General features: G+C 39.9%; 18 protein-coding genes. 1 reads left to right on the top strand and 17 read right to left on the bottom strand.

Annotated features, from left to right (window positions below; all coding sequences use genetic code 11):
• Nucleotides 1-7: 7 nt before the first annotated feature.
• The 11 genes from ALE3EI_RS06405 to cyoE all read right to left on the bottom strand — a co-directional run bounded on the left by ALE3EI_RS06405 (nucleotide 8) and on the right by cyoE (nucleotide 8561).
• Nucleotides 8-1279, bottom strand: coding sequence for an ABC transporter permease (locus tag ALE3EI_RS06405; protein WP_186992076.1), 1272 nt, complete (start codon nucleotides 1277-1279; stop codon nucleotides 8-10).
• Nucleotides 1272-2516, bottom strand: coding sequence for an ABC transporter permease (locus ALE3EI_RS06400; protein WP_186992074.1), 1245 nt, complete (start codon nucleotides 2514-2516; stop codon nucleotides 1272-1274). The genes ALE3EI_RS06405 and ALE3EI_RS06400 overlap by 8 nt, the downstream gene beginning before the upstream one ends.
• Nucleotides 2509-3216: an ABC transporter ATP-binding protein gene (locus ALE3EI_RS06395; protein WP_186992072.1), complete on the bottom strand. Its 708-nt coding sequence runs from the start codon at nucleotides 3214-3216 to the stop codon at nucleotides 2509-2511. Before ALE3EI_RS06395 ends, ALE3EI_RS06400 begins: the two co-directional genes overlap by 8 nt.
• 145 nt (nucleotides 3217-3361) lie before the next feature.
• Nucleotides 3362-3592, bottom strand: a complete 231-nt coding sequence (locus ALE3EI_RS06390) for a hypothetical protein (RefSeq protein ID WP_186992070.1) — start codon at nucleotides 3590-3592, stop codon at nucleotides 3362-3364.
• Nucleotides 3592-4122 carry a DUF420 domain-containing protein gene (locus ALE3EI_RS06385; protein WP_186992068.1) on the bottom strand — a complete coding sequence of 177 codons (531 nt, stop codon included), beginning with the start codon at nucleotides 4120-4122 and terminating at the stop codon, nucleotides 3592-3594. Before ALE3EI_RS06385 ends, ALE3EI_RS06390 begins: the two co-directional genes overlap by 1 nt.
• Before the next feature lie 2 nt (nucleotides 4123-4124).
• The gene (locus tag ALE3EI_RS06380) at nucleotides 4125-4748 is read right to left on the bottom strand and encodes an SCO family protein (protein ID WP_186992066.1); all 624 of its coding nucleotides are present in this window, start codon (nucleotides 4746-4748) and stop codon (nucleotides 4125-4127) included.
• 1 nt (nucleotide 4749) lies between these two features.
• Nucleotides 4750-5400 (bottom strand): hypothetical protein, encoded by a 651-nt coding sequence (locus ALE3EI_RS06375; protein WP_317173000.1) that lies wholly within the window; start codon nucleotides 5398-5400, stop codon nucleotides 4750-4752.
• A 167-nt stretch (nucleotides 5401-5567) separates the two neighbouring features.
• Nucleotides 5568-5951: a cytochrome C oxidase subunit IV family protein gene (locus ALE3EI_RS06370; RefSeq protein ID WP_186992064.1), complete on the bottom strand. Its 384-nt coding sequence runs from the start codon at nucleotides 5949-5951 to the stop codon at nucleotides 5568-5570.
• A gap of 19 nt (nucleotides 5952-5970) precedes the next feature.
• Nucleotides 5971-6951, bottom strand: coding sequence for a cytochrome c oxidase subunit 3 (locus ALE3EI_RS06365; RefSeq protein WP_186992062.1), 981 nt, complete (start codon nucleotides 6949-6951; stop codon nucleotides 5971-5973).
• Between the two features lie 135 nt (nucleotides 6952-7086).
• Nucleotides 7087-7668, bottom strand: coding sequence for a cytochrome c oxidase subunit 3 (locus ALE3EI_RS06360; protein WP_186992060.1), 582 nt, complete (start codon nucleotides 7666-7668; stop codon nucleotides 7087-7089).
• Nucleotides 7668-8561, bottom strand: coding sequence for a heme o synthase (cyoE, locus tag ALE3EI_RS06355; RefSeq protein WP_233280012.1), 894 nt, complete (start codon nucleotides 8559-8561; stop codon nucleotides 7668-7670). The genes ALE3EI_RS06360 and cyoE overlap by 1 nt, the downstream gene beginning before the upstream one ends.
• A 120-nt stretch (nucleotides 8562-8681) precedes the next feature.
• Between cyoE and ALE3EI_RS06350 the strand changes: the two genes are divergently transcribed.
• Entirely contained in the window at nucleotides 8682-9770 is a 1089-nt protein-coding gene (locus ALE3EI_RS06350; RefSeq protein WP_186992056.1) for an MBL fold metallo-hydrolase, read from the top strand.
• Here the strand turns inward: ALE3EI_RS06350 and ALE3EI_RS06345 are convergent.
• The 6 genes from ALE3EI_RS06345 to sov all read right to left on the bottom strand — a co-directional run bounded on the left by ALE3EI_RS06345 (nucleotide 9767) and on the right by sov (nucleotide 21750).
• A complete protein-coding gene (locus ALE3EI_RS06345) occupies nucleotides 9767-11869 on the bottom strand; it encodes a gliding motility protein RemB (protein ID WP_186992054.1) in 2103 nt (700 codons plus the stop codon). The two genes, ALE3EI_RS06350 and ALE3EI_RS06345, sit on opposite strands and share 4 nt — an antisense overlap.
• 94 nt (nucleotides 11870-11963) lie before the next feature.
• Entirely contained in the window at nucleotides 11964-12764 is an 801-nt protein-coding gene (locus ALE3EI_RS06340; protein ID WP_186992052.1) for an energy transducer TonB, read from the bottom strand.
• 105 nt (nucleotides 12765-12869) lie between these two features.
• The gene (locus ALE3EI_RS06335) at nucleotides 12870-13595 is read right to left on the bottom strand and encodes an energy transducer TonB (RefSeq protein WP_186992050.1); all 726 of its coding nucleotides are present in this window, start codon (nucleotides 13593-13595) and stop codon (nucleotides 12870-12872) included.
• A 59-nt stretch (nucleotides 13596-13654) separates the two neighbouring features.
• Entirely contained in the window at nucleotides 13655-14059 is a 405-nt protein-coding gene (locus ALE3EI_RS13815; protein ID WP_186992048.1) for a VanZ family protein, read from the bottom strand.
• Complete coding sequence (gene gcvH / locus ALE3EI_RS06325) at nucleotides 14025-14405, bottom strand: glycine cleavage system protein GcvH (protein WP_186992046.1); 381 nt, start codon at nucleotides 14403-14405, stop codon at nucleotides 14025-14027. Before gcvH ends, ALE3EI_RS13815 begins: the two co-directional genes overlap by 35 nt.
• 31 nt (nucleotides 14406-14436) lie before the next feature.
• Nucleotides 14437-21750: a T9SS outer membrane translocon Sov/SprA gene (gene sov / locus ALE3EI_RS06320; RefSeq protein ID WP_394367149.1), complete on the bottom strand. Its 7314-nt coding sequence runs from the start codon at nucleotides 21748-21750 to the stop codon at nucleotides 14437-14439.
• Between the last annotated feature and the right edge of the window lie 2 nt (nucleotides 21751-21752).

Genomic DNA, 21752 nt, shown 5'->3' with positions numbered 1-21752 from the left:
TTATATTTTAATCTGCTCGTAGTGCTTCTACGGGTTTTACTTTTATTGCGGTTTGTGCAGGAATTAGACCGGCCAATAAACCTGAAATTATCAATATGGTCAATGCGATAAGGACCACTCCTATGTTTACCGAAGGGTTCAAGAACATCATCTCACTCGTATCCATCCCATCCATGGCAAAATTCACCAAAACAAGGACGAATGAGGCAAAAACTATTCCCGCCATACCCGAAATGATGGTGAGGAAAATCGACTCGAGCAGGATCTGAGCCCGAATACTCCATGGCGTTGCTCCCAAAGCTCGACGTATTCCTATTTCCTTGGTACGCTCCTTGACAACAATGAGCATAATATTACTAATACCAATTATTCCGGAAAGTAATACTAAGATCCCAACAAAATACGCTACAAAATTTAAAGCGATAAACAAACCGTTAATCTTACTGTATTCTTCAAAAAGATCGAAATTTCCAACGGCTCTGGAGTCCTCTGGATGTATAGAATGACGGGATTTCACCACATCAAAAACCTGTTCTTTTAATTGTGTGATAGACGAGCCATCCTGAGCAGTGATCGCCATCCAACCTACACGATCTCCCATATTAAATGCCTGAGAAAAAGCTGTAAATGGCACAAATATTTCTTTTTGAGCCTCTTCCGCATCTCCATTTTGAGATTTCTTTTTATATGTACCAATGACCATAAAATTGACCCCGTTTATTTTTAGATAGCTTCCCACGACCTCCTCCCCAGTTTCGTACAGCCCTGTTCTCACCCCTTCACCTATTACTGCTACTTTTCGTTTATCATTAATATCGGAATAATTCAGGAAGCGCCCCGAGGTAATATCCATGGGTTGCTGCTGAATAATTTCGGGATAATCGCCATAAACATTGTAGGCCCCTGTTTTTAACCCGCGTACCACATTGTTGGACCCTCTGAAACCTCCCAACTGATTCCTGGGTGATACAAATCGCAAATTAGGAACATTCTGTTTTATTGCTTCTACATCCCCGGTCTTGAAATTATAGCGTCTGCCTTTGGGAAGACCTTTATATGGCTTAGAAGCGGTTTGTGCCCACATAAACATAGAGTTGGTCGCCATCCCGTCAAACCCCTGCTTTACACCATTCTCCAGTCCATTACCGGCTGCGAGAAGGATGACCAGAATAAAGATTCCCCACATCACTCCAAAAGCCGTTAACAACGTCCTGAACCAGTTTGAGCTCAAGGCTTCAATGATCTCTGCCCAACTATCTCTGCTGAATAATTTACTCATCTCGAAGTGCTACTATGGGTTTAATATTTGAAGCGCGTCGCGCCGGGAAAAATCCTGCTACTGCACCGGCAACGATTAATATAACTACGGTCGTAATGGCAACCCCGAAATCGACCGAAGGATTTCTTATATAATCCGTTTCTATAAGAGGACCTACCATCTCTAACAAGAACAGGCTAAATACCAGTCCGAAAAAACCTGCTATTGCCGTCACAAAAATGGATTCATGTAAGATCATTCCAATAATGGAAAGCGGTTGTGCTCCTATGGCCTTTCTAATTCCTATTTCCTTAGTGCGTTCCTTTACGATTATCAGCATAATATTACTTACACCTACAACTCCTGCAATAATGGTACAGATCCCCACTCCCCAAAAAAACCAACGGATCATGTTCATAAGATCGTAAAATCGCTTTGCATTCTCGAGAGAGTTATTAATATTCACCGCACTCATATCTGTTGGTGCAATGGTATGTTTCGATTTTAGGTCAGCTTCTAATTCGGCCGAAAAGGCTTCAGATGCTGCCAAAGCTTTTTCAAAATTATCTTCCGGCTGGAGGGTGAATACGAGCGAACGCAATTTATCTCCCGCATTATAAACCCGTTGAGCGGTGGTAAGTGGAATAAAGATCCTTGTTTCTTCACGTTCACCCCCCGGGTCTGTATAAATTCCGACGACCTTAAATTTAATGCCGGTAATCTCAATATACTCCCCTAAAGCCTCTTTATTCTTGAACAGATCCTGATACACACGGTTTCCAACGACTGCTACCTTTTCATAAGAATCCAGATCGCTCTGATTGATAAAGCGACCATTGGTAAGACTAGCATTTTCCAAAAACTGATAATCGCCACGAACCCCTTCTATTCGATAGCTGCCGGTTTCATTTTTATATGTTGTAAGACCACCCCAAATGCTGTAAACTCCCGATTTGTATTCGAGCTCATCGATGTTCTTAGACTCTGCACGTTCATAATCGGCATTGTCCATTTGGATTCGACGGCCGGGATTTAACCCTTTGTAACTTTCGGAGGTTACCCCGGTCCATACACTAATGCGATTAGCAGCATCCTGTTCAAATTCCTGAGCGATTCCATTTTGCATTCCCTGACCAATAGCAAGAAGAATCACCAATATAAAAATTCCCGAAGCTACCGAAAGCCCGGTTAGGAACGTACGGAGTTTGTTTTTCCGTATGGTCTCAAGTATTTCCTGCCAACGCTCTAAGTTAAACATATGATTCGGTCTTTGCTCGCACCTGATTTACGACAGAATCATCAATAATTATCCCGTCCTTTAGATTTACGATCCGTTTGGTCATATGGGCAATATCATCTTCGTGGGTAACCACCAGTATTGTCTTGCCTTCATCGTTAATTCCCTGAATTAGTTCCATAACTTCGTAAGAAGTTTTAGTATCTAATGCACCTGTAGGTTCATCGGCAAGTAATACCTTTGGGTCACTGGCCAATGCTCTGGCGATGGCCACACGTTGTTTTTGTCCTCCGGAGAGTTCACTAGGTAAATGAGACGACCAATCTCCCAGACCTACCTTTTCGAGATAATGCATTGCCTTATCCATGCGTTCGTTCCGTTTAATACCCTGATAGTATAGAGGCATGGCGACGTTATCTAAGGCCGATTTGTAGTTTATAAGGTTGAATGACTGAAAGATAAAACCAAGGAATTTATTTCTATACCGGGCAGCAACGCGCTCATTCAGGTTTTTTATGACCGTACCATCTAATGTATAGCTCCCTTCATCGGCCTCATCAAGCATGCCTAAAATGTTCAGTAGGGTAGATTTTCCGGAACCTGATGAACCCATGATAGAAACCATCTCTCCTTCAGAAACAGTAAAATCTATTCCTTTTAGAACGTGAAGTGTATTGGCACCCATCACATAGGATTTGTGTAAGTCCTTGATTTCGATCATACTATAAATTTGAGTTCAAAGTACAGGAATACATCCTATATTTTTGTGAAATTAATGTTAAGACTTTAGCTGTTTTACCTTTAAAGTCTGCGCCATTTGTCCCGTTAGAGAGAAAGTTGTTACAAATAAAAACCCAAAACTTTTGTTAATTACGGTCATTCTTGGCTTTTTGCCTGCTTCGGTAAACAAAATATCCAATTCCACCAATAAGAAGATAAGGAAAGATCATTAAATACATGATCCCATTATTGATTCCCTTTGCTGCTTCACCGCCTTCCTCACTTTCTAAAACCGCCCGGCACATCGCACATTGCGCATCGGCAGGCAATACTGCGATGGTTAAAACAACTAATACTATGAAGACCGTTCTTTTCATTAATAGTAGGGTGAGATCATTAAATAAACAATTACCCCGGTAACTGCAACGTATAGCCAAATGGGAAAGGTTATGCGCGCTATTTTTTTATGCATTGGAAAGTTCCCTGAGATCGCTCTTACATAAGTGATCAATACAAACGGAATGACGGTAATTGATAATAGTATATGTGTGAGTAATATAAAAAAGTAAATATATTTTAGAATGCCCTCACCTCCAAAGGAGGTAGAATCTGAAGTCATATGATAAAGCACATACATAATTAAAAACAGCGCCGAAAGCAATATGCAGGTCTTCATGATCCTTTCATGTATAATTCTGTTACCTCTTCGTATCATTATAACTGCAGTAACCAGCAAAATTGCAGTAATAGCATTAATCGTAGCATAAATGGGCGGTAAAAACCCCAATCGTTCAACCCCTGGAATTCGTACGGTAAATAATACTGCAACTGCTATTGGAATTGCAATTGAAAGAATCCAAATCCAGACTGTATATTTTTTTTGTTTTTCTGAAGGGGTGACTTCCATGATTAGAGTAATTTTTTAATGTCTTCAATTAGCATGGCAATGCCTTCGGCTTCCAGGCCATCATAATAAATAACCGGATTTCCGTTTTCGTCATAACGCGATCTTATTTTTCCGTCCTGATCAATGAGAGCAAAAAACCCTGAATGTTCAAATCCGCCTTCCACTTCTGAAGCTTCACCTACGTAGAGATTGAAACCTTCATTTGCCAATTTAAATATTTCTTCCTTGTCCCCGGTAAGTAGATGCCAGTTAGGACTGGTGATCTTATAGTTTTCGGCATATTGTTTAAGCACCTGAGGAGTATCATAGGCCGGATCAATACTGAAGGAGGCGAATCCTAAATTCGGATTACCATAAAATTCATCCTGAATAATCACCATATTCCTATTCATAATGGGACATATTGAAGGGCAGGTTGTAAAGAAAAATTCAGCCACATATACTTTTCCCGAATAATCAGAATTTGAAATAGCATTTCCATTCTGGTTGGTAAAATTAAATGGAGGTACTTCTCCAATAACGGCCATATCGGGTTCCGAAAAATGATCTACGATCTTCGGGACAGCCCATATTCCAAAAATGAGTATTACAAATGTGATCCCTATGTAAGAATAATTTTTTTTCATCTTAAATTTCTCTATCGGCTTTATACTTTTTGAGCGCCAAGCGATACTCTGCAAGAATCACTTTAATGTCGTCGCTCATCTTATTGTTGATCTCGGCATAATCGCGGGCATCGAAACCATATAACGTCCCTACGTCCTCATCGTCATCTCTGCCCCTTAGGTTTCCGTCTTTATCGATAATAAAAACAAACGGTGTGGAAAGATCTTCAGACAGCGGGTAAGACGATTTTAGGGAGTTATAAACTCTTACAACTGCTGTTGGCGGTCCAAAGGCGAACTTCCATTGTTCGGTATTTACAATTTCTGAAAGTTCATTCTTTAGTTTCAAAGCGCTTGCTTCAGACCCGTTAGGCATTAGAAAGACGAATTGAAAGTCCTGAAACTCACGATTCTTCTTGTATATCTTATGTGTTAGATTAAAGGCATTGGCCTGAAAAGAATGCGGATCCCTGCCGTAAAATCCTAATACGGTGATATTTCCGTAGAGTGTTACTGACTCCCCTTCCATGGTCGTAAATTCAGAAATATCAAAAACACCCTGAGTTAGAACGGGAAGTCTTCCAAAGTTATCCTTTCCCGAAGCAAAAAACATATACATCGTTAACGGAAGGATGAATAAAATACTTAAAACGAGATATTTTTTAATTTTCACAACATTTGGATTTACTACCGAAGTTTAATGAGAACAGTTACAAAAAAACAAGTACAAAAATACAGCCTAAAAGATGTATGAGCAACCTAATATCGTTAATTTTTGAAATCTCAGATCATAAAAAAAGCCCTGTAAAACAGAGCTTTAAAAATCTTAGAATGCGGTTCTTAAAAATCGAATTTAACGTAGTTCGCTTTATAAACATCGAAAATATAATCCCCTTCAATAAGAAGAATTAAAACAAGGTAACAGATAAGAAAGATAGCTGTCCATACTACAGATCTGCGAAGACCCTTTTTCTCATCTCTCATGTGCATAAAATCCCAGGTGATATAATATGCCTTAACCAGAGTTAATATGATGAATATCCAGTTAAGCAACTTCATTGCCAGGAAGGTGTTTCCTATTAGCGCTTCGGGCTTCATGATACCCAATGCAACCTCAATGATAGTAACGATAGAAAGGAAGGTAAAAACTCCCCATATTTTGGCTTCGTTAGACTTAAATTTTATTAGTCCTCTAAAAATTTCCAGTTTGTGATCGTGTGCCATTATAATTTAATTATGCTGCTTAAACAAGGTAAAAGAAGGTAAATACAAATACCCAAACTAAATCTACAAAGTGCCAGTATAGCCCCACTTTTTCTACCATTTCGTAATGCCCTCTGCGCTCATAAGTTCCGATGATGACATTAAAGAAAATGATTAAGTTAAAGATTACCCCGGAGAATACGTGAAATCCGTGAAATCCTGTGATAAAGAAAAAGAAATCGGCAAATAACGGTGTACCGTATTCATTGTGTTTTAAGTTGGCTCCTTCAACAACCAGCTTTCCGTCATTGACCAATTTGGCAACGGATTCTTCTCTTGAAAGTACGGTTGGTTCGCCATTTTCATTAAGGTATTGTGTTCTAACCAAGAGATTTTCATTGGCGAGAAATCCTGCTTTTACCTCTTCAATATTAAATGAAGTTTGAGTTTCTTCGGCCTCATACCAAACTCCGTTTCCTTCGGTATGAGTCACTGCGGTAGTTGGCAAATGTTTTGCAAAATCTGCAAGAGCTACCCGTTCCCCATCAGTGTTTAAGAACTGAATGATCTTTCCACCTTTAGTCTCAACGGCGCCGTAATCTCCTTTTATAAAAGTTGCCCATTCCCAAGCCTGAGAACCAACAAAAATAAGTCCTCCTATGATGGTAAGGAACATATAGAGAATTACTTTATTCTTTTGCATCTTATGACCCGCATCCACGGCTAACACCATGGTTACAGACGAAAAGATAAGAATGAATGTCATAAATGCCACATAGTACATGGGGGCATCCACACCGTGCAGGAATGGGAAGTGAGTAAACACCTCATCTGCAATAGGCCAAGAATCTATAAATTTAAATCTTGAAAATCCATAAGAGGCAAGAAATCCTGAAAAAGTCAAGGCATCAGAAACAATGAAAAACCACATCATCATTTTACCGTAACTCGCTCTTAAGGGTTGATTACCACCACCCCAGGTTTTTCCTTCAGTACCTGTTTCAACAACAGTAGCTTCCATACAAAGAAATTGGTTTTATTTAAGGGTTCAAAAATACGACTATTTTTTATCTAAAGAAACATCATCGGTCAATTTCTAAAAATTCGGCTCTAATGAACAATCATGAGCTATTTAGAGTGGTCTAAAATTAATTGATCATCTAACAAAATAAAAGAACAAAAACAGGTAAATCCACAGAATATCAACGAAATGCCAAAAAGTAGCAGCCAATTCAATTCCCAGCGTTTTCCCTTTTACATACTTTAGTTTAAAATGATTATAAATTACAACCAGAACAGAAATTAAGGCTACCACCAAGTGTGCTATATGCAAGAGAACTACCAAATAAATAAATGAGGTGGTTATACTACTCTCGCTTCCGGTAAAAAAATATCCGTTTTCAATGATCTGTGAAAATCCTATAAATTGAAGGATGATAAATACAATTCCCAATATAAAAGTAGCCACTAAAAGCGCCATTCCGGGCTTATTCTTTTCTTCAGAAACTAGCTTTTTGGCAAAATGGAAAGTAACGCTACTTAATATTATCACCACGAGGCTGATATAAAATGCTTGTGGAATTTGAAAATCGGTCAACCAGTCCTTCCGTTCACTACTTACTACATAAGCACTTGTCAATCCCGCAAAGCTCATAACAAGACTTACGATTCCAAACCATAGCATCATTTTCTTTGCCCGGTTTTGTTTTTTCTCTTCAGTTCCTTCGGTATAATCCATTATCTAATAAATTTATCTACAACATAGATCACTTGCAACAATGTGATATAACTTACACTAACCAGCATTAGCTGTCTTGCTGCTTTTTCAGTTTTCAATTTATACAACCTTACCGCATAGTAAATAAGCCAGATTCCTATTCCTCCAATCAATATCGCTGAAATAGGCGTAATATATAATCGTCCGGTAACACCCACTGCCGGAATTAACGAAGCCAAAACAGTCCAGATGCTGTATAGTATTACCTGAATTGCGGTTCCCTTATCTCGTTTTCCGTTAGGCAGCATAAAAAATCCACCTTTTTTATAATCTTCATATAAAAACCAACCAATGGCCCAAAAGTGAGGAAACTGCCAAAAAAACTGAATCATGAACAATGTACCGGGTTCTATTCCAAAATCATTAGTTGCAGCCACCCATCCCAGCATAAAGGGAATTGCTCCTGGAAAAGCCCCTACAAAAACAGATAGAGGTGTGCGTGTCTTTAGCGGAGTATATAAACTCACGTACATGAAGATTGAAATTGCCCCAAACATTGCAGTTTGTGGATTGATCACATACAATACTACAATTCCGGTAAGAGTAAGTATACTTGCCAAGATAAAGGCTGGAGTTACTCCCATTCTCCCCGCAGGAAGCGGTCTGTCTTTAGTACGATCCATTAAGGCATCAAGGTCGCGTTCAATGATCTGATTAAAAACATTGGAAGCACCTACCATACAATAGCCCCCTATACATAAAAGCAATAGTATATAGTAATCTATAGTTTCGGCACCCAATAGATAACCTGCCACAGACGAAAATACCACACTTACCGAAAGTCGTACTTTGGTTATTTCTTTAAAGTTCCTTATGATAGAACCTGGAACAGAATGTGATCGGGCTATAGACAAGTATTCTTTTTTTGCGCTGCAAAGATACATCAACCCCCCTTTTCGCACAATATTAATTAGATATTGTTAGTATTATATTTGAGCTTTTCACTATTTTCAAACTCTAATTAAAAAGTATAAATGATGAAATTAAAAATTGCACTTAGTATCGCTTTAATGGTAGCGGGATTTTCTATGGTCGCTCAGGACGATGGCGATGGTAAATTCAATGCAAGAGTTATAAAAGTTAACAACAATGTCTATATGTTGCAGGGCAGAGGTGGTAATATTGGAATTAGTATTGGGGTAGACGGAATTTTTATGATCGACAATCAGTTTGACGAGGCTGTTGAAGAAAATCTTAAGCGCATACAAAGCCTTAAAAATGTTCCTGTAAAATTTTTAGTGAACACACATCATCATGGAGATCATACCGGTGGAAACAGTAAAATGGCTAAAACCGGAACTACCATAATTTCTCATGAGAACGCCAGATCCCGACTCGTAAATATCATTAAGAATTCGGAAGAACAAACCGATGGAGAACAATTACCGGTAATTACCATTAATGAAGATATGACCTTTTATTACAACGGAGAAGAAATTGAGGTATTTCACGTAAAGAATGCTCATACCGATGGAGATGTTATGATCTATTTCAGCAGAAGTAATGTGTTGCATACCGGAGACGTATTCTTTAGTAAAAGATACCCGTACATAGACGTAAAAAATGGTGGTTCTGTAGATGGTTATATTACTGCATTGGGTACAGCCATAAAAAAGATCAATGCGAGTACTAAAGTCATCCCAGGCCATGGAGATATCGCGGCAGTCTCAGATCTTCAATATTCTCAACAAATGTTGAGCGACATTCAAGAAGCAGTTTTCAAGCAATATGGAATGGGGAAAACTCTGGAGGAAGTTCTGGCCATGACGAATATAACTGCTAAATATGATGCTCAAGGTTTCGGAGATCACTTTATAACTAATCAGGAAATCTTACGAATCATGTATGAAAATGCCGATGCCGAACTCGGCGAAGAAATGAAGCAAAGAGAAAGAGATCTACAAGATATTGAGGACATAAAGAAAAAACATGAAGATACTAAAGCCAAAAAAGATCAGGCATTAAAAAACCAGGAATTAAAATTGAAAAACAGTCCGAGCAACGAAGAAATGCAGAAAATAAAGGATAAAATGAAGGAAGACGGTGACGGCGGCGGACTTTAAAAATCGTAATACCAATTAAACAGATCTGTTCTTATTCCAAAATTGACCCAAGTTGTTTGGTTTTCGAAGACATCTTCTGTATTCAGCATGGGCTTGAAATCTCTTAGGATCAAGCTTGCGTAAAACTTAAGGTTTGTTGCCGGATTTATAAGATATCCTGCCTGGAGTTCAGTATGAAAGAAATCTGTAGTATTCCCCTGTGCCAGTTCATTACCATTATCCGAAATTCTAAGGTCTTCGGTACCATATATACTTCCGCCGTAAAAGCGATCATCGTTTGCTGTATTAAATTCGAATCCCCTTTTAGCCAGAATAACCTTAACATCCCCAAAAATTCTTCCTTTCTGAAATCGCGCAATACCAATAAATTCTGAAAAATTTGCTCCCAGTGTATGTGCCATCGACTGATTGTTGTGCCCGTAATTCAACACTATGGTATTATGTGAATAGGTATAGGGCCGCACTCGGTTGTATTCTGCCTGCAAAAATAACCCTTTCAATCCGAACGCATCATAGTACTTTGCGCCCAATTGATATCCCACCTTATTCTTATAACTTCCTTCTCCGCCAAATATATCACCAGATGAAAATTCATCAATAATTAATTGGCCATATGTGTTCACCCTGTCTGTAAATTTATATTTGGCACTCAATCCCACTAAGGCATTTCCCCCACGTGAACCTGTAGAAAACTCTATGGCTCTGTAAAAGATCACCGGATTAATATAGTTAAAGTCGAAGCCTCTGTCGTTGTCATTTTCCCAGATGACCGACTCGAACAGACCAATATTCAGACGTTTAGTAACATTATAACTTAAATAGTGGTTTGCCATGAATTTTGTCCTGAACGATCCGTCGAGAGTAACCGCCGGTCGCACATCACGAAGTGACATCCACGTATTGGTGTATTTTAATTTCCAGAATGTAGAATTGATCTTCGCAAACGGATATGGACTGGCATTGTCGCTTAGCAAAAGGGACCGATATCCATCACCAATAAAGATCTTGCCATGACCAAGTTGAAAATTAAACCATTTTGAAGGCGAATAGGAAATATGACCTGTTGCTATGGGATAATCGTAAGAATCTTTTCTGAACTGTTTTGCGATCCCACGTGCCGGAATAATAGCAGGGTTCCCCCCATCGGGTTTACGCGCTTCGGCAAATCGGTTAAAATAGTCAGCAAATCGCCCCTGACTTTCATAGATAACTGCAAAAAAATTAAAGCTCTTTCCTATACCTCCCTGAGTATAGACTAATCGGGTGTTGTTGTACGTATTTATATCGGCATCGGTATCTTTTCCGGCCTGGAGATCGACACCAGGATCGAAAGTGATCCAGTAATCTGCTCCCTTAATAGTAACCATATGTTCATTCCATAGCTTCCTGCCAAACCAAGAGGTTTTATTTTTAAGCAACTTCGCATTTTCATCTTCAAAGCTGTAATATTTATTTACTTCACTGTAGAGATACGGTTTCTGTGCTGTGTGATTGTTTAACCCTACGCGGTTCATAGCAGGATCGAATAAGCTGTAATTGTGATGCGAAAGCGGAATATTTATTTCGCTACTGTACTCCTCATTTTCATAAGGGAGGTTCACGATCGATTCAAATTCATTCGTTAGGTCCTGTCGTTTTTCCTCGCGGGAATCCGCTTCTTTACCCACTGTACTTACACCCTGACCCATAATCGGCTGCTGCAAGGGAATGGCTATTGGCATCGTAAACTGAACATAAGTGGGGTTACCATTATAGGTTGCGGGAGTTATCTTCGGAAGTAATCCAAACACCCGCTTTGTTTCTTCCTTCAGATCGTCATAAAACGCATCAACATAAATTACCCTGAAATCGCCTTCTTTATCAATTTCAAAAAATACAGCAATGGTACCTTTATAATTTTCCGAAGCAACAATTTCGGGTGTCTTAAAATTTGAATAAACAAACTCACTTAGCGTAAAATTGAAGCAGGCGGGAAGTTGGTCTACAGTTGATGCTGTGCATTCAGGGAACACCGGATATTTTTCGAAGACTGCTGTATTAGATTGGGAAAAGATAAAGTTTGAAATTAAAAAAACCAGAAGTGAGGCAAGTATCTTCATCGTGCGATAGCATTTTAATAGCCGAAAGATACGGTTTTTTTACCATGAAGAACAGTACTAAAAAAGCCGCTCGTGAAATGAGCGGCTTTACTGTTTAATCAATGTTGAACTTGATAGGTATCGTGTATATAACTTCTACAGGCATATCCCCTTGTCTGCCAGGGGTCATTCGAGGTAATTTATTGATCACTCGCTGGGCTTCTCTTTCTAACTTGGAATCGGGAGCGCGGGCAACCACGTCTACTACATTCCCTTTATCGTCAATTTTAAACATCACCGCAATACGAAGGGATTTTCCGGTATCGTAATGTGCAAATTTATCGGTATCGAATGTTTTGGCTATAAATTCATGTAGTTTGGAAGCCAGACAATCCTTTTGAGCTTCATTATTGCCCATGGACTCACATCCAGGGAAAACCGGGGCAAACTCAACAACATTAATATTTTTTGGCCCCTTAGGAACATCAACGACAACATTCGTTTTTATCGGTTTTACCGGTTCTTCATTTGTCTTTGGTACGTCGACCGAAGTGTTTTTCGTTTCCACCTTGGTTTGATCATCATTTTTGATAACCTCAATAACTTCCGTAATTGTTTTCGGCTTAACCACCGGAGGTTTCTTTACAACCTCTTGTTTCACTTCTACCTTGGGTTGTTCCACCACAAAAGTCTTTACAGGGGGCTCTACCCACAAGGGGCGTTCATGTACTTTATACGCTTTGGCGGTCATACCCAGCGTACTTTGCATTAATGCAAACACGATTAGTAAACCGGCAATGATCCCGAGCTGAAAGAACAGGCGGGAATTCCAGTTAATATTAATTCGTTTTTTATCCTCTCTTTTTGAAAGCTTTTTTGGTGGGTCGCTTCGAAAATTCTGCACAGATGGTTTCATAACGTACGTGTTTAAGGATTACTATATCCTATATAATACAAGTGTTATGCCAAAAAAAAAGCCCTTAATAAATTAAGGGCTTACTTACATATTTTATCAGGAACTCTAATTTTGTACTTCAAAGACAATTGGAAGTGCATATAGTACTCCTACTGCTTTTCCACGTTGCTTACCGGGCGTCATTTTAGGCAGCTGATTTACTACATCAATTGCCTCCTGCTCCAATTTAGGATGAGGAGCACGTGCACGCACGTTGGTTACATTTCCGTTCTTATCGATCTTAAACTGTACCGAAATTCGTTGTCGTCCGGCATCAAGACCTAAATCATTTGCTAATTCTGCATCAAATTTCTTCTGAACGAACTTCTGGATCTTTTCAGACATACATGCCTTTTTAGCGGCATTATTTCCGGCACTTTCACAACCTGGATAGATTGGAACATTTTCGATTACCGCAAACGGCACGTCTGCAATTTCTTCTTCCACTGCTTCTTCGATCTCTTCGATCTCAACGATTTCTTCTTCCTGACTTGTTTCGGTAGATTCTATTATGGTTTCTTCTACTTCTTCTTCGTCTTCTACTACTTCTATCACTTCAGGTGCCGGTGGAGGCGGTGGAGGTGGTGGAGGTGGCGTAATGGGTTGAGTGATTGGAATTTCTTCTTCCAATTCATCTCCCACGTCTAACATATCACGTCCAAGATTGGAATTGTCATATGTTTTCCATTCAATAGCTTGCCATGCCACAAATAGCATTAAAATCATTCCTAACTGGAAGAAGATCATACTCCTGCGACTAACATCGGCCTTCGGATTCTTTTTGGGTTCCATAATAGTATATTTATATAGTTGCTAAAATATAGAAAAACAATTGTAAAATAAAACGAAAGTCAAATTTTACGCTTGATTCTGTCTTTTATTTTTAAAAACACAACAATACCAAGAATTGATCCTATTGTATTCGCAGCTACATCTAAAATATCTGCCTGCCGAGTCGTTGTAAACTGCTGTTGTAATAACTCAATAATTATGCCATATAAAAGACAACATAAAAATGACCAGAGCACAGGATTACCGGTAAACACTTTATTCTTTGTAGTTGAAAAATATATCGCCCAAATAAGAAACAGGAAAAAATGCAGCACGATATGAACGATCTTGTCGAGAAAAATAGTTTCTACCCGGGGTAGTTCTGCGGTAGACGAAAGTAAAGCAACAGAGATCAGCGCGGTGTAAAGTATTCCTGTATAAAGAAATATTCTAGGCCCCAATAAGTTCTTTGTAGGCTGCGTCATCCAGTAATTGATCGATTTCTGCAGGATTCGATATCTTCATTTTTATCATCCAGCCTTCTCCGTAAGGATCTGCGTTCACCTTTTCTGGTTCAGACTCCAGGGTATCATTAAATTGGATGATCTCACCAGATAGGGGTAAAAACAAATCTGAAACTGTTTTAACAGCCTCAACCGTCCCGAAAACTTCATCCTTATCCAGCGTTTCGTCGACGGTTTCTACTTCAACATATACAATATCTCCTAATTCACCCTGAGCAAATTGGGTTATCCCTATGGTCGCCGTATCTCCATCGATGCGCACCCATTCATGGTCTTTTGTATATTTTAATTCTGAAGGAACACTCATAATCGTTTAAAATTTAGTTGGGTTTATTATTTTAGTTTCCGAAGTTATATCGCAATGTAAATCCACTTCGTATTGTTGTCTGAGGAAAGGCCGTAGAGATCGCATATTCTGAAAAACTATGATCGTAATAGAACAATGCTGTAAGGTTTTTACTCAACGCATAATCGGCAGTAAACTGAAGACCGTAAATGGTTTGTCCGGCCGTAGTTTGATTATTCTGAATATCCAGATATCTGATTATAGTCTTGTTATCTCTTCTTGAAAGATCCAGTTTAAAATTCAAATCACTTTTAAGGATCTTCTTATTTCCTCCAAAGTTGGTTCCTATTTTCAGGTCTTTAATACGATATCCAAGACCTAAAACAATTTCATTTCCTTGAATCTCTGTGAGAAGATTATTGGCAAAGCTCAATGAAAGCGCTCTGTCTTTTCGTAACTCAGCAAGGATCTTGATCGAATTCTTCATTTCGAAATCGATTCGAATCAAGGGGCTAAATTGTTCGGTAAGATTAACATTGGTCAAGAAAATTCTGCTCTTAAAATTCCCGGCCTGATCTGTAGCCGAAGGATTATTAGGATCGTAATCCAGGTTAGTCTGAAATTGATTAACCGTGTATCCGGCCCTGTATCCATGCTGAACAGAGAATCGTTTAAAACGTTTCTTAAACCAGGCAAGATTCATGAGTCCCGTATATTTCACATCCCAGTTTGGAAGTGGCACATCTCTGAATATCCCTGTCTTTTCACTCGAAGCATCGCTACCCTTATAGGCGGCAAGGAAAGCCGGCAGCAAAACATTCTGACTTCCTTTCCCAAAGCCAACAGGATAACCATCTTCATCTCGCGGGAAGTTAGGAGAACCATAAAAATCGGTCGCCAAGCGATCGGCCACTACCAATCGATTACTTCTAAAATCATTAAAAGCATCAGAGCTGTTTTCGTCACTAGTTCCGAATGCCGTTTTTATCAATAATGTTGAAATACTGAAATTTCCGAAGGTATTAGGTGCCAGAGAACGATATAATCCGTCCTCAACAATATAATTTTCTGCATAATTTTCAGAATAGATTCTGTTTCCGTTGAAATCTATTTTAAGGTCAGGAAGCAATTCCATATTAATTTGAGCATCCAATTGTCTTGTCTCTACTTCAGTATACTGCTCATTGTATTCGGGATATAAGGTAAGCCAACCTTTCCGGGCGGCCAGTTCGCGTATCTCACGCTGACTACCAAATGTAAATCCGGCAGTTGGTTTGAGCGTTCCCGCAAATCCTACAGACGGCGTATATCCGGGAAGGAAAATTCCATTGTTCTCCTCATAATTGAATTGAATTTTCTTAATTGAGGTTAGTAGCCCAATAAGCGTATTTACAGCCTTATCACCTCCACTTAGTGATCCTCCGCTTCCGCCACCTGCTGCGGTACGACCGCCACCTGCAGCACCACGACGTGCGTCTCCTCCATCACCACCATCACCGGTAGAAAGACTATTTACCGATGGAGTTTTCTCGTCTCCACCACCATCGCCTTTTCCATCTTCATCACCTTTTCCTCCGCCGTCACCACCGCGGCCGGTATCGTTTCCTGCACGACCTCCACCGCCTCTGGCACCACCACCACTGCTTGAAGTTATCTTCGTAAATCCTAAATACCTGTAAAAGCTATTCATATCCAGACTCGAATTAATTCGATGAGTACTGGCATTCTGTACAGAATTTCCCAGATCGTATGTTTCAGTGGTTCCATCACTAAGTGTAATTGGAATCGAATTGAAGAGATCACTGCCATCCTGCCACTGGAAATCTCCTGTATACGAATAGGTCGCTCTTATAAATTTGAGGAACGGGAACTTATCAAACGGCAGATCGTAATTAAGTTGCAGGGATTGGAAGTGTTGATTTGGGTCACCCACTTCAAAGAATCCATCCCAAACCCCAATAGAATTGTCTGCAAATCCTTCGTCATCAATATAATTGGTAACTACGCGATTGTTGGATGAATTAAAATTAAAACGCAGGGATTTTGTTAAATTGTAGTTGATGGTATATTGCCAATCGAATAGGAAATTGCGCTGATACAATACCGGCAACCCTATATTTCCAGGCAAGAGATTCAATTCCCGGAATTTCTGTTCGTTATACTGACGGATTATATTAGAGCTGGCCGAAATATTCGTCGGCAAATAATTGAAATTGATATCCTTTAGGAACTGCCAGTATTTTCCGGTAAATAAGGAGTCATTTTTCTTAAATGGCTCATAGGGCTTCTGAACAAAACTATAGTTGTAGGTTGCTCCTACGTTTACCGTCTGTTCCAGAGCATCTTCTATCTCAAAGTCGTGATGATCGACCTGGTTATAAGAATATGAAAAAGTAAAGTTTTCAATATCGTATGGCATAGGTGTACCATCTCCGGTTCTGTCTTTACGCACTCCAATAAAGTTTACACTTTGTCGTTTCGTGTAATCTACAGATTGTTCTTTGATCGCATCCTTTTCAGCTTCACTTTCAGTATTATCAAGTCGCTGATCCAACTCGATATCCTGAAACTCAGGATCGTATTGCGGAGTGATTAATTCTTCGGCTCGACCGTAATTAAATGGTAATTGAATTCCCCATTTTTGTGGTAATAACTGACCCAGATTAAAGTTGGTAACCACATCATATTGCTGAAGATCTTCTCTGCTTCTTTGATTCGGTCCCTGTTCTATAGAACCAAATCCTACGGTACTTCTTCCTGCAGTAGCACTCACCGTGGCAAAATCGGCCATATTCGCATCCATACTGGCAACAGCTGCCCAACCACCCTGATTTTTCAATTCAGAAAGACGTAATTCGTTGAACCAAACTTCTCCACAAATTTCACTCCCGGTAGTATTACGCATTCCCAGCATGATCACACGAACGTTACCAAAACTAGGGTTCCCTCTAATACCAATTCGCAAATCGTTCTCCGGTCCGTCGGCGCCGGTTTCGTCTAGTTCGGACTGATCGTAAAATGTGATCTGTGTTGGATCAATAGTTGGATCACCCAACGTTCTTGTTTTCACCTCTTGCAGAAGTCGTAGCGGCAAATTTAAACGGTTCTCAATAGGCCAGATATCTTCCCGAGATGTAACTCCAAAAGAGGTAGGGTTTAAAGGAATCTGAATTTCATAGAAATTCTGACTTAGGTCATTTCCTAATCGAATAAAGGCGACCATATCTCCGTCTGAAAGCGCATTTTCGTTAATTAGCGATTCAGCATGGATAAACATTTCCAGATTTTCATACTGCCGCATATCCACATTAAAGTTCTTATAAACCCCTCTACCGTCACCGGGTTCTAATCCACAAACCCGTAGTGCCAGTGATTGTTCATTCTGACGAATAAGGTTGTTGTTGTTATTCAATTCTTCACGAATTACGCCCGGAGGTAGAACGTAAGGAATGGGCTGTCTGTTTTCATTTTGTTCGATACTTACCGCCTCGTTTTCAAATATAGTGTCATCCATGTCGGGATCTTCACCGGTTAGATCGAGCGTTTGCTCGTATCGACGGTAATCCCCTCGCACTAATTCTAAAGTACCAAAACGCAGTATGGTATTATTGGCAAATTCGGTAAGATACATTCGCATAAATCGAATCGATCTGAAATCGGCTATACCGTTAATTGCCTGATCCGGTTCACTAATTGGCACCTTAAACTGAACCCATCGTACCGGAATGGTTTCATTATTCTGAAGCGTTACATCGAGTTCTTTAACATCGGTGATATAATCATTATTATCAATGTCCATCCCGGGAACTATATCTATTTCGTATTCAAAATAGCTGTCCACAGTGTTCATGGTATTATCGCGGTTTATATCTTCTACATCGGGTTGCGGTGTACTTCCTCGGTTGGTATTGGTTACATTATCGGGTGAGTTCCCTTCAGAACCATTGTATTGTAAGTAACGCTCCAAAATGTTTCCTTCGGCCTGTAAAAAGTATAAATAGTTATCTCCCGCGGGGTCATTTAAACCTGCGAAGGCAGGAAATTGACTGGCCTCTTCACCGTCGTTTAGTCCGTCATATCCAATATCCTGATTAATTCGCTCCTGACCCTGAGTGTCGAAAGTGTATACTAAAGACTGGTTGGTTGGTACTTTACCCCAGGCAGTAGGTGTGGTATTGGTTGTTCCTCCGTCCTGTGGAAGTCCGTTTTCGTATTGTTTTCTACCGTCCTTTAAAATGTCTTCGGAAATGTTCCCGAGGTTAAATCGGAGTTTACCTCCTGTATTGCCCGCATTTTCGTCATAGATAAAAGGATCCATGATCCAGAATTGTATATACTCTACATTAGATCGTTCAAAATCTGTTGTGGTCAATTGTCTGGAAATTCCTCCAAAGCGATCCTGTGGATTTGGCAATGTGTTGGTCCCTCCCGCGGCAGGGTTAAAGTTATAAGGCCCTCTTGTACCCGGATAGTAAGCAAGATCCAATGTAAATAGCGCCTGAGTTTGCCCCTGAATAATATCCTGATTGGGGAAGATCTCATCACGGAATACTCGTCGGGTAAATGGAGAAGACAAGTCTTCATCACCTATGCCACTGGGTCGCTGACTACTGTAAAAGATAGGATCGATAGTATACCAGTTAAGCAACGAACGATTGTAGTTATACGCAAAATTACCGTTCGATTGCTCTCCACCCAAGCCTATAGGCACACTGGATAGGTACCAGTTTAAAGGGGCACTAATGTCTAATTCCGTTTGAGATGCCTCAAAATCATCAACGTAAACCGTGGCTTTACCATCAAAATCTGAAACCTTTGGAGCTCCCGGCATTAAATATGCAAATTCACCACGCAGTGAAATATTAGACTCCACATCGGTATCAATGTTAGGAAGTTTATTTACAAGACGTGTTAGAAATGGTACCTCGGTAGAAAAGTTGGCATTTACTCCAAAAATTGTGTTGTTAATGGGCTCCACATTATAAGAGGATTTCTGAGTAAGCGGACGCTCATTCAAATTTAAATAAGTGGCTCCAACCTGAAAATTTTCATTGAATTTGTGTTCTACATTTAAACCGGTAAATCGCTTTGTTTGCTGACCAAAAAGCGTGTTGTTCTCGGTGGTAATATTTATAGGAGTGTTTGAATTCAACAAGGCAGGATCTAATATCTGTACGCGTCCTAATTGATAATTAACCGTATAATCTACGCCTTCAACAAGTACTCTTCCTCCGGCTGTTACGGTTACGGATCCCTGTGGGACGTTAAATGCTCCAATAGGAATTCCGTCGGCCCCGGTAGATTTATAAGAACCTTTTAACTGAAACTTATTTTTTTCACTTTGCTGTTGTTCGGCTTGGGTCTTAGTAGATTCATATAGGGTTCTAAAAACGTATTTATTCTGGTTGGCGTTATAGGTTGAAGGGATATCATAGTTTTCGGGACCCCCGGCATCATTATCTAATTTGTTAAATAGGTATTCTCCAAATGGTTCAACGCTGGTAAAGATGATCCTTCCGTTTTGAGTATCTACTGTGACCCCCGGTAGGAAATCGAAGAACCCATCTCCTCCTTGCTGCGGATCGTTATTAAAGTTTAAACGATCTAAATTAAATACTCTCAACAAAACAGTGTCCTCAACATCTTCTGGAAGAGGAACTGCAGGAAATTCGGGAGTCCCCGGCGCGGGAGTAATATAATTAAGCGGTGACGGATCTGTATATAAGATGTTTAGACGGAAGTCTTCCTGTTCTAACTGAAATGCCCCTAAAGGATAGATGTTTTTCATCATAAGATCCCAAACAGGTTCATTTACATTGGTAATATTACTTTTTAAGAGCTTTACCACCAAGTTCTGCGGAAGTCCTCCGGTTGGCGGTTCACCAGGATTACTTGGATCACCGGGAATGGTCTGTCCGGTAGCTTCTACACCATCATTAGAAAACTCCCCTACCTGATATACCTTTCCTCCAACGGTAAACTGAAAGGATACCGCAAGTACTTCGTCATTATTTAGTCGCTGATTTAGCGAGATATAACCCATTTGAGAATTCAATTGATATTCATTGGGTTGAAGTCGTCTTGCATTTTCCAATGTCACATAGTCGATTCCTTCACTCACCTGTACACCGCTAAATCCTTGTTGAACCGTGGCAATATCTCGAATTGCAGGATTCAGGATAGACGGTACCGAATTATCATCTATACCAAAAGGGTTAAAATCGTTATTACTGTTATCCGGGTATGAACCACGAGGCTTGTTTATAAATCCTCCGGGAGGAACTGCTAATCCCACATTGGCAGGATCGGATTCTCCAACATCCTGCAATGCCACAATATTTCTTACATTCTCGGTACGGTTAGTTCGGTTTGTGATCCAAACCTCGGCACGTGTGATCTGCACATTAGAATTGATAAACGGGTATTGCCTAAGCACCCTGTCGTAATTATCCCGAAAGTAATGCGCTAGAAAGAAGTGACGGTTCTCATCGTAATCCAAGGCAAATAGTTCAAAATCGGTTATCGTCGCTCCCCCTTCCGCAACCACGGTTCTGGTTTCAGATTTCTGTTCAGAAAAGACTCCTGTAATGGTTGTTTTTCCAAACTGAAGCTGTGTTTTAACTCCGAACAGACTTTGTGCTCCCTGAATTAAACTTGAATTCAAAGGCATGCTTACGTTACCTACCTCTATCTTCTGAATAATATCATCCTCGGTTGGAGTATACTCCAGTTTTATCTGGTTTTGAAAATCGAACGTAGACTGTGTATCGTAATTAGCCGTCACCTGAAGGCGTTCTCCAACTTTTCCCAACAAACTGAGGCTTATTCGTTGGTCGAAATCGAAGGAAAGGTTACTTCTGTTTCTTGGGGAAAATGAAGGGTTATCCTGCTTGGTATACAGGAGTCCCAGATCCATTTCTACACTACCCTGCGGAATCACTTCTATAGTATTTCCACCAAAAATGCTTTCAAAAAAGTTAGAGTTCACATAGAATGTGGGAAGCAGGTTTTTTTGTAATTCTTCAGAACCTTCTTTTCTTCCGTCGGCAGCATCGATCTTCTCCTTGAAATAAGCTTTCATTTGTTCACGAAGGATAAGATCCTGATATTCTTCCGGAGTAAGAATTATAGGGTAGGTAATGTTAAAGTCCCCTATCGCCTGAGTATAAATATATCTGTCGGTTATAGGATCGTAGGTGTAAAGATCCTCAATGCTTTGTGGATTTGGCAGTTCCATTCTACCCATGACCGAGCCGGTTGCTGTAGAGTCTTGTGCTGTTACAGCGGTTGTACTGCCAAAAATGATACTTAAAACTATTATAAGCTTAAAAAAGCTCCTTTTGTAATCGTAATTTTTTGCGCCCAATT

It is taken from the genome of Constantimarinum furrinae, from assembly GCF_014295415.1.
In the GTDB taxonomy this organism is placed as follows: Bacteria; Bacteroidota; Bacteroidia; order Flavobacteriales; family Flavobacteriaceae; genus Constantimarinum; species Constantimarinum furrinae.
The sequence above is the reverse complement of the archived record's forward strand: the minus strand, read 5'-3'. Positions and strand labels throughout refer to the sequence as shown.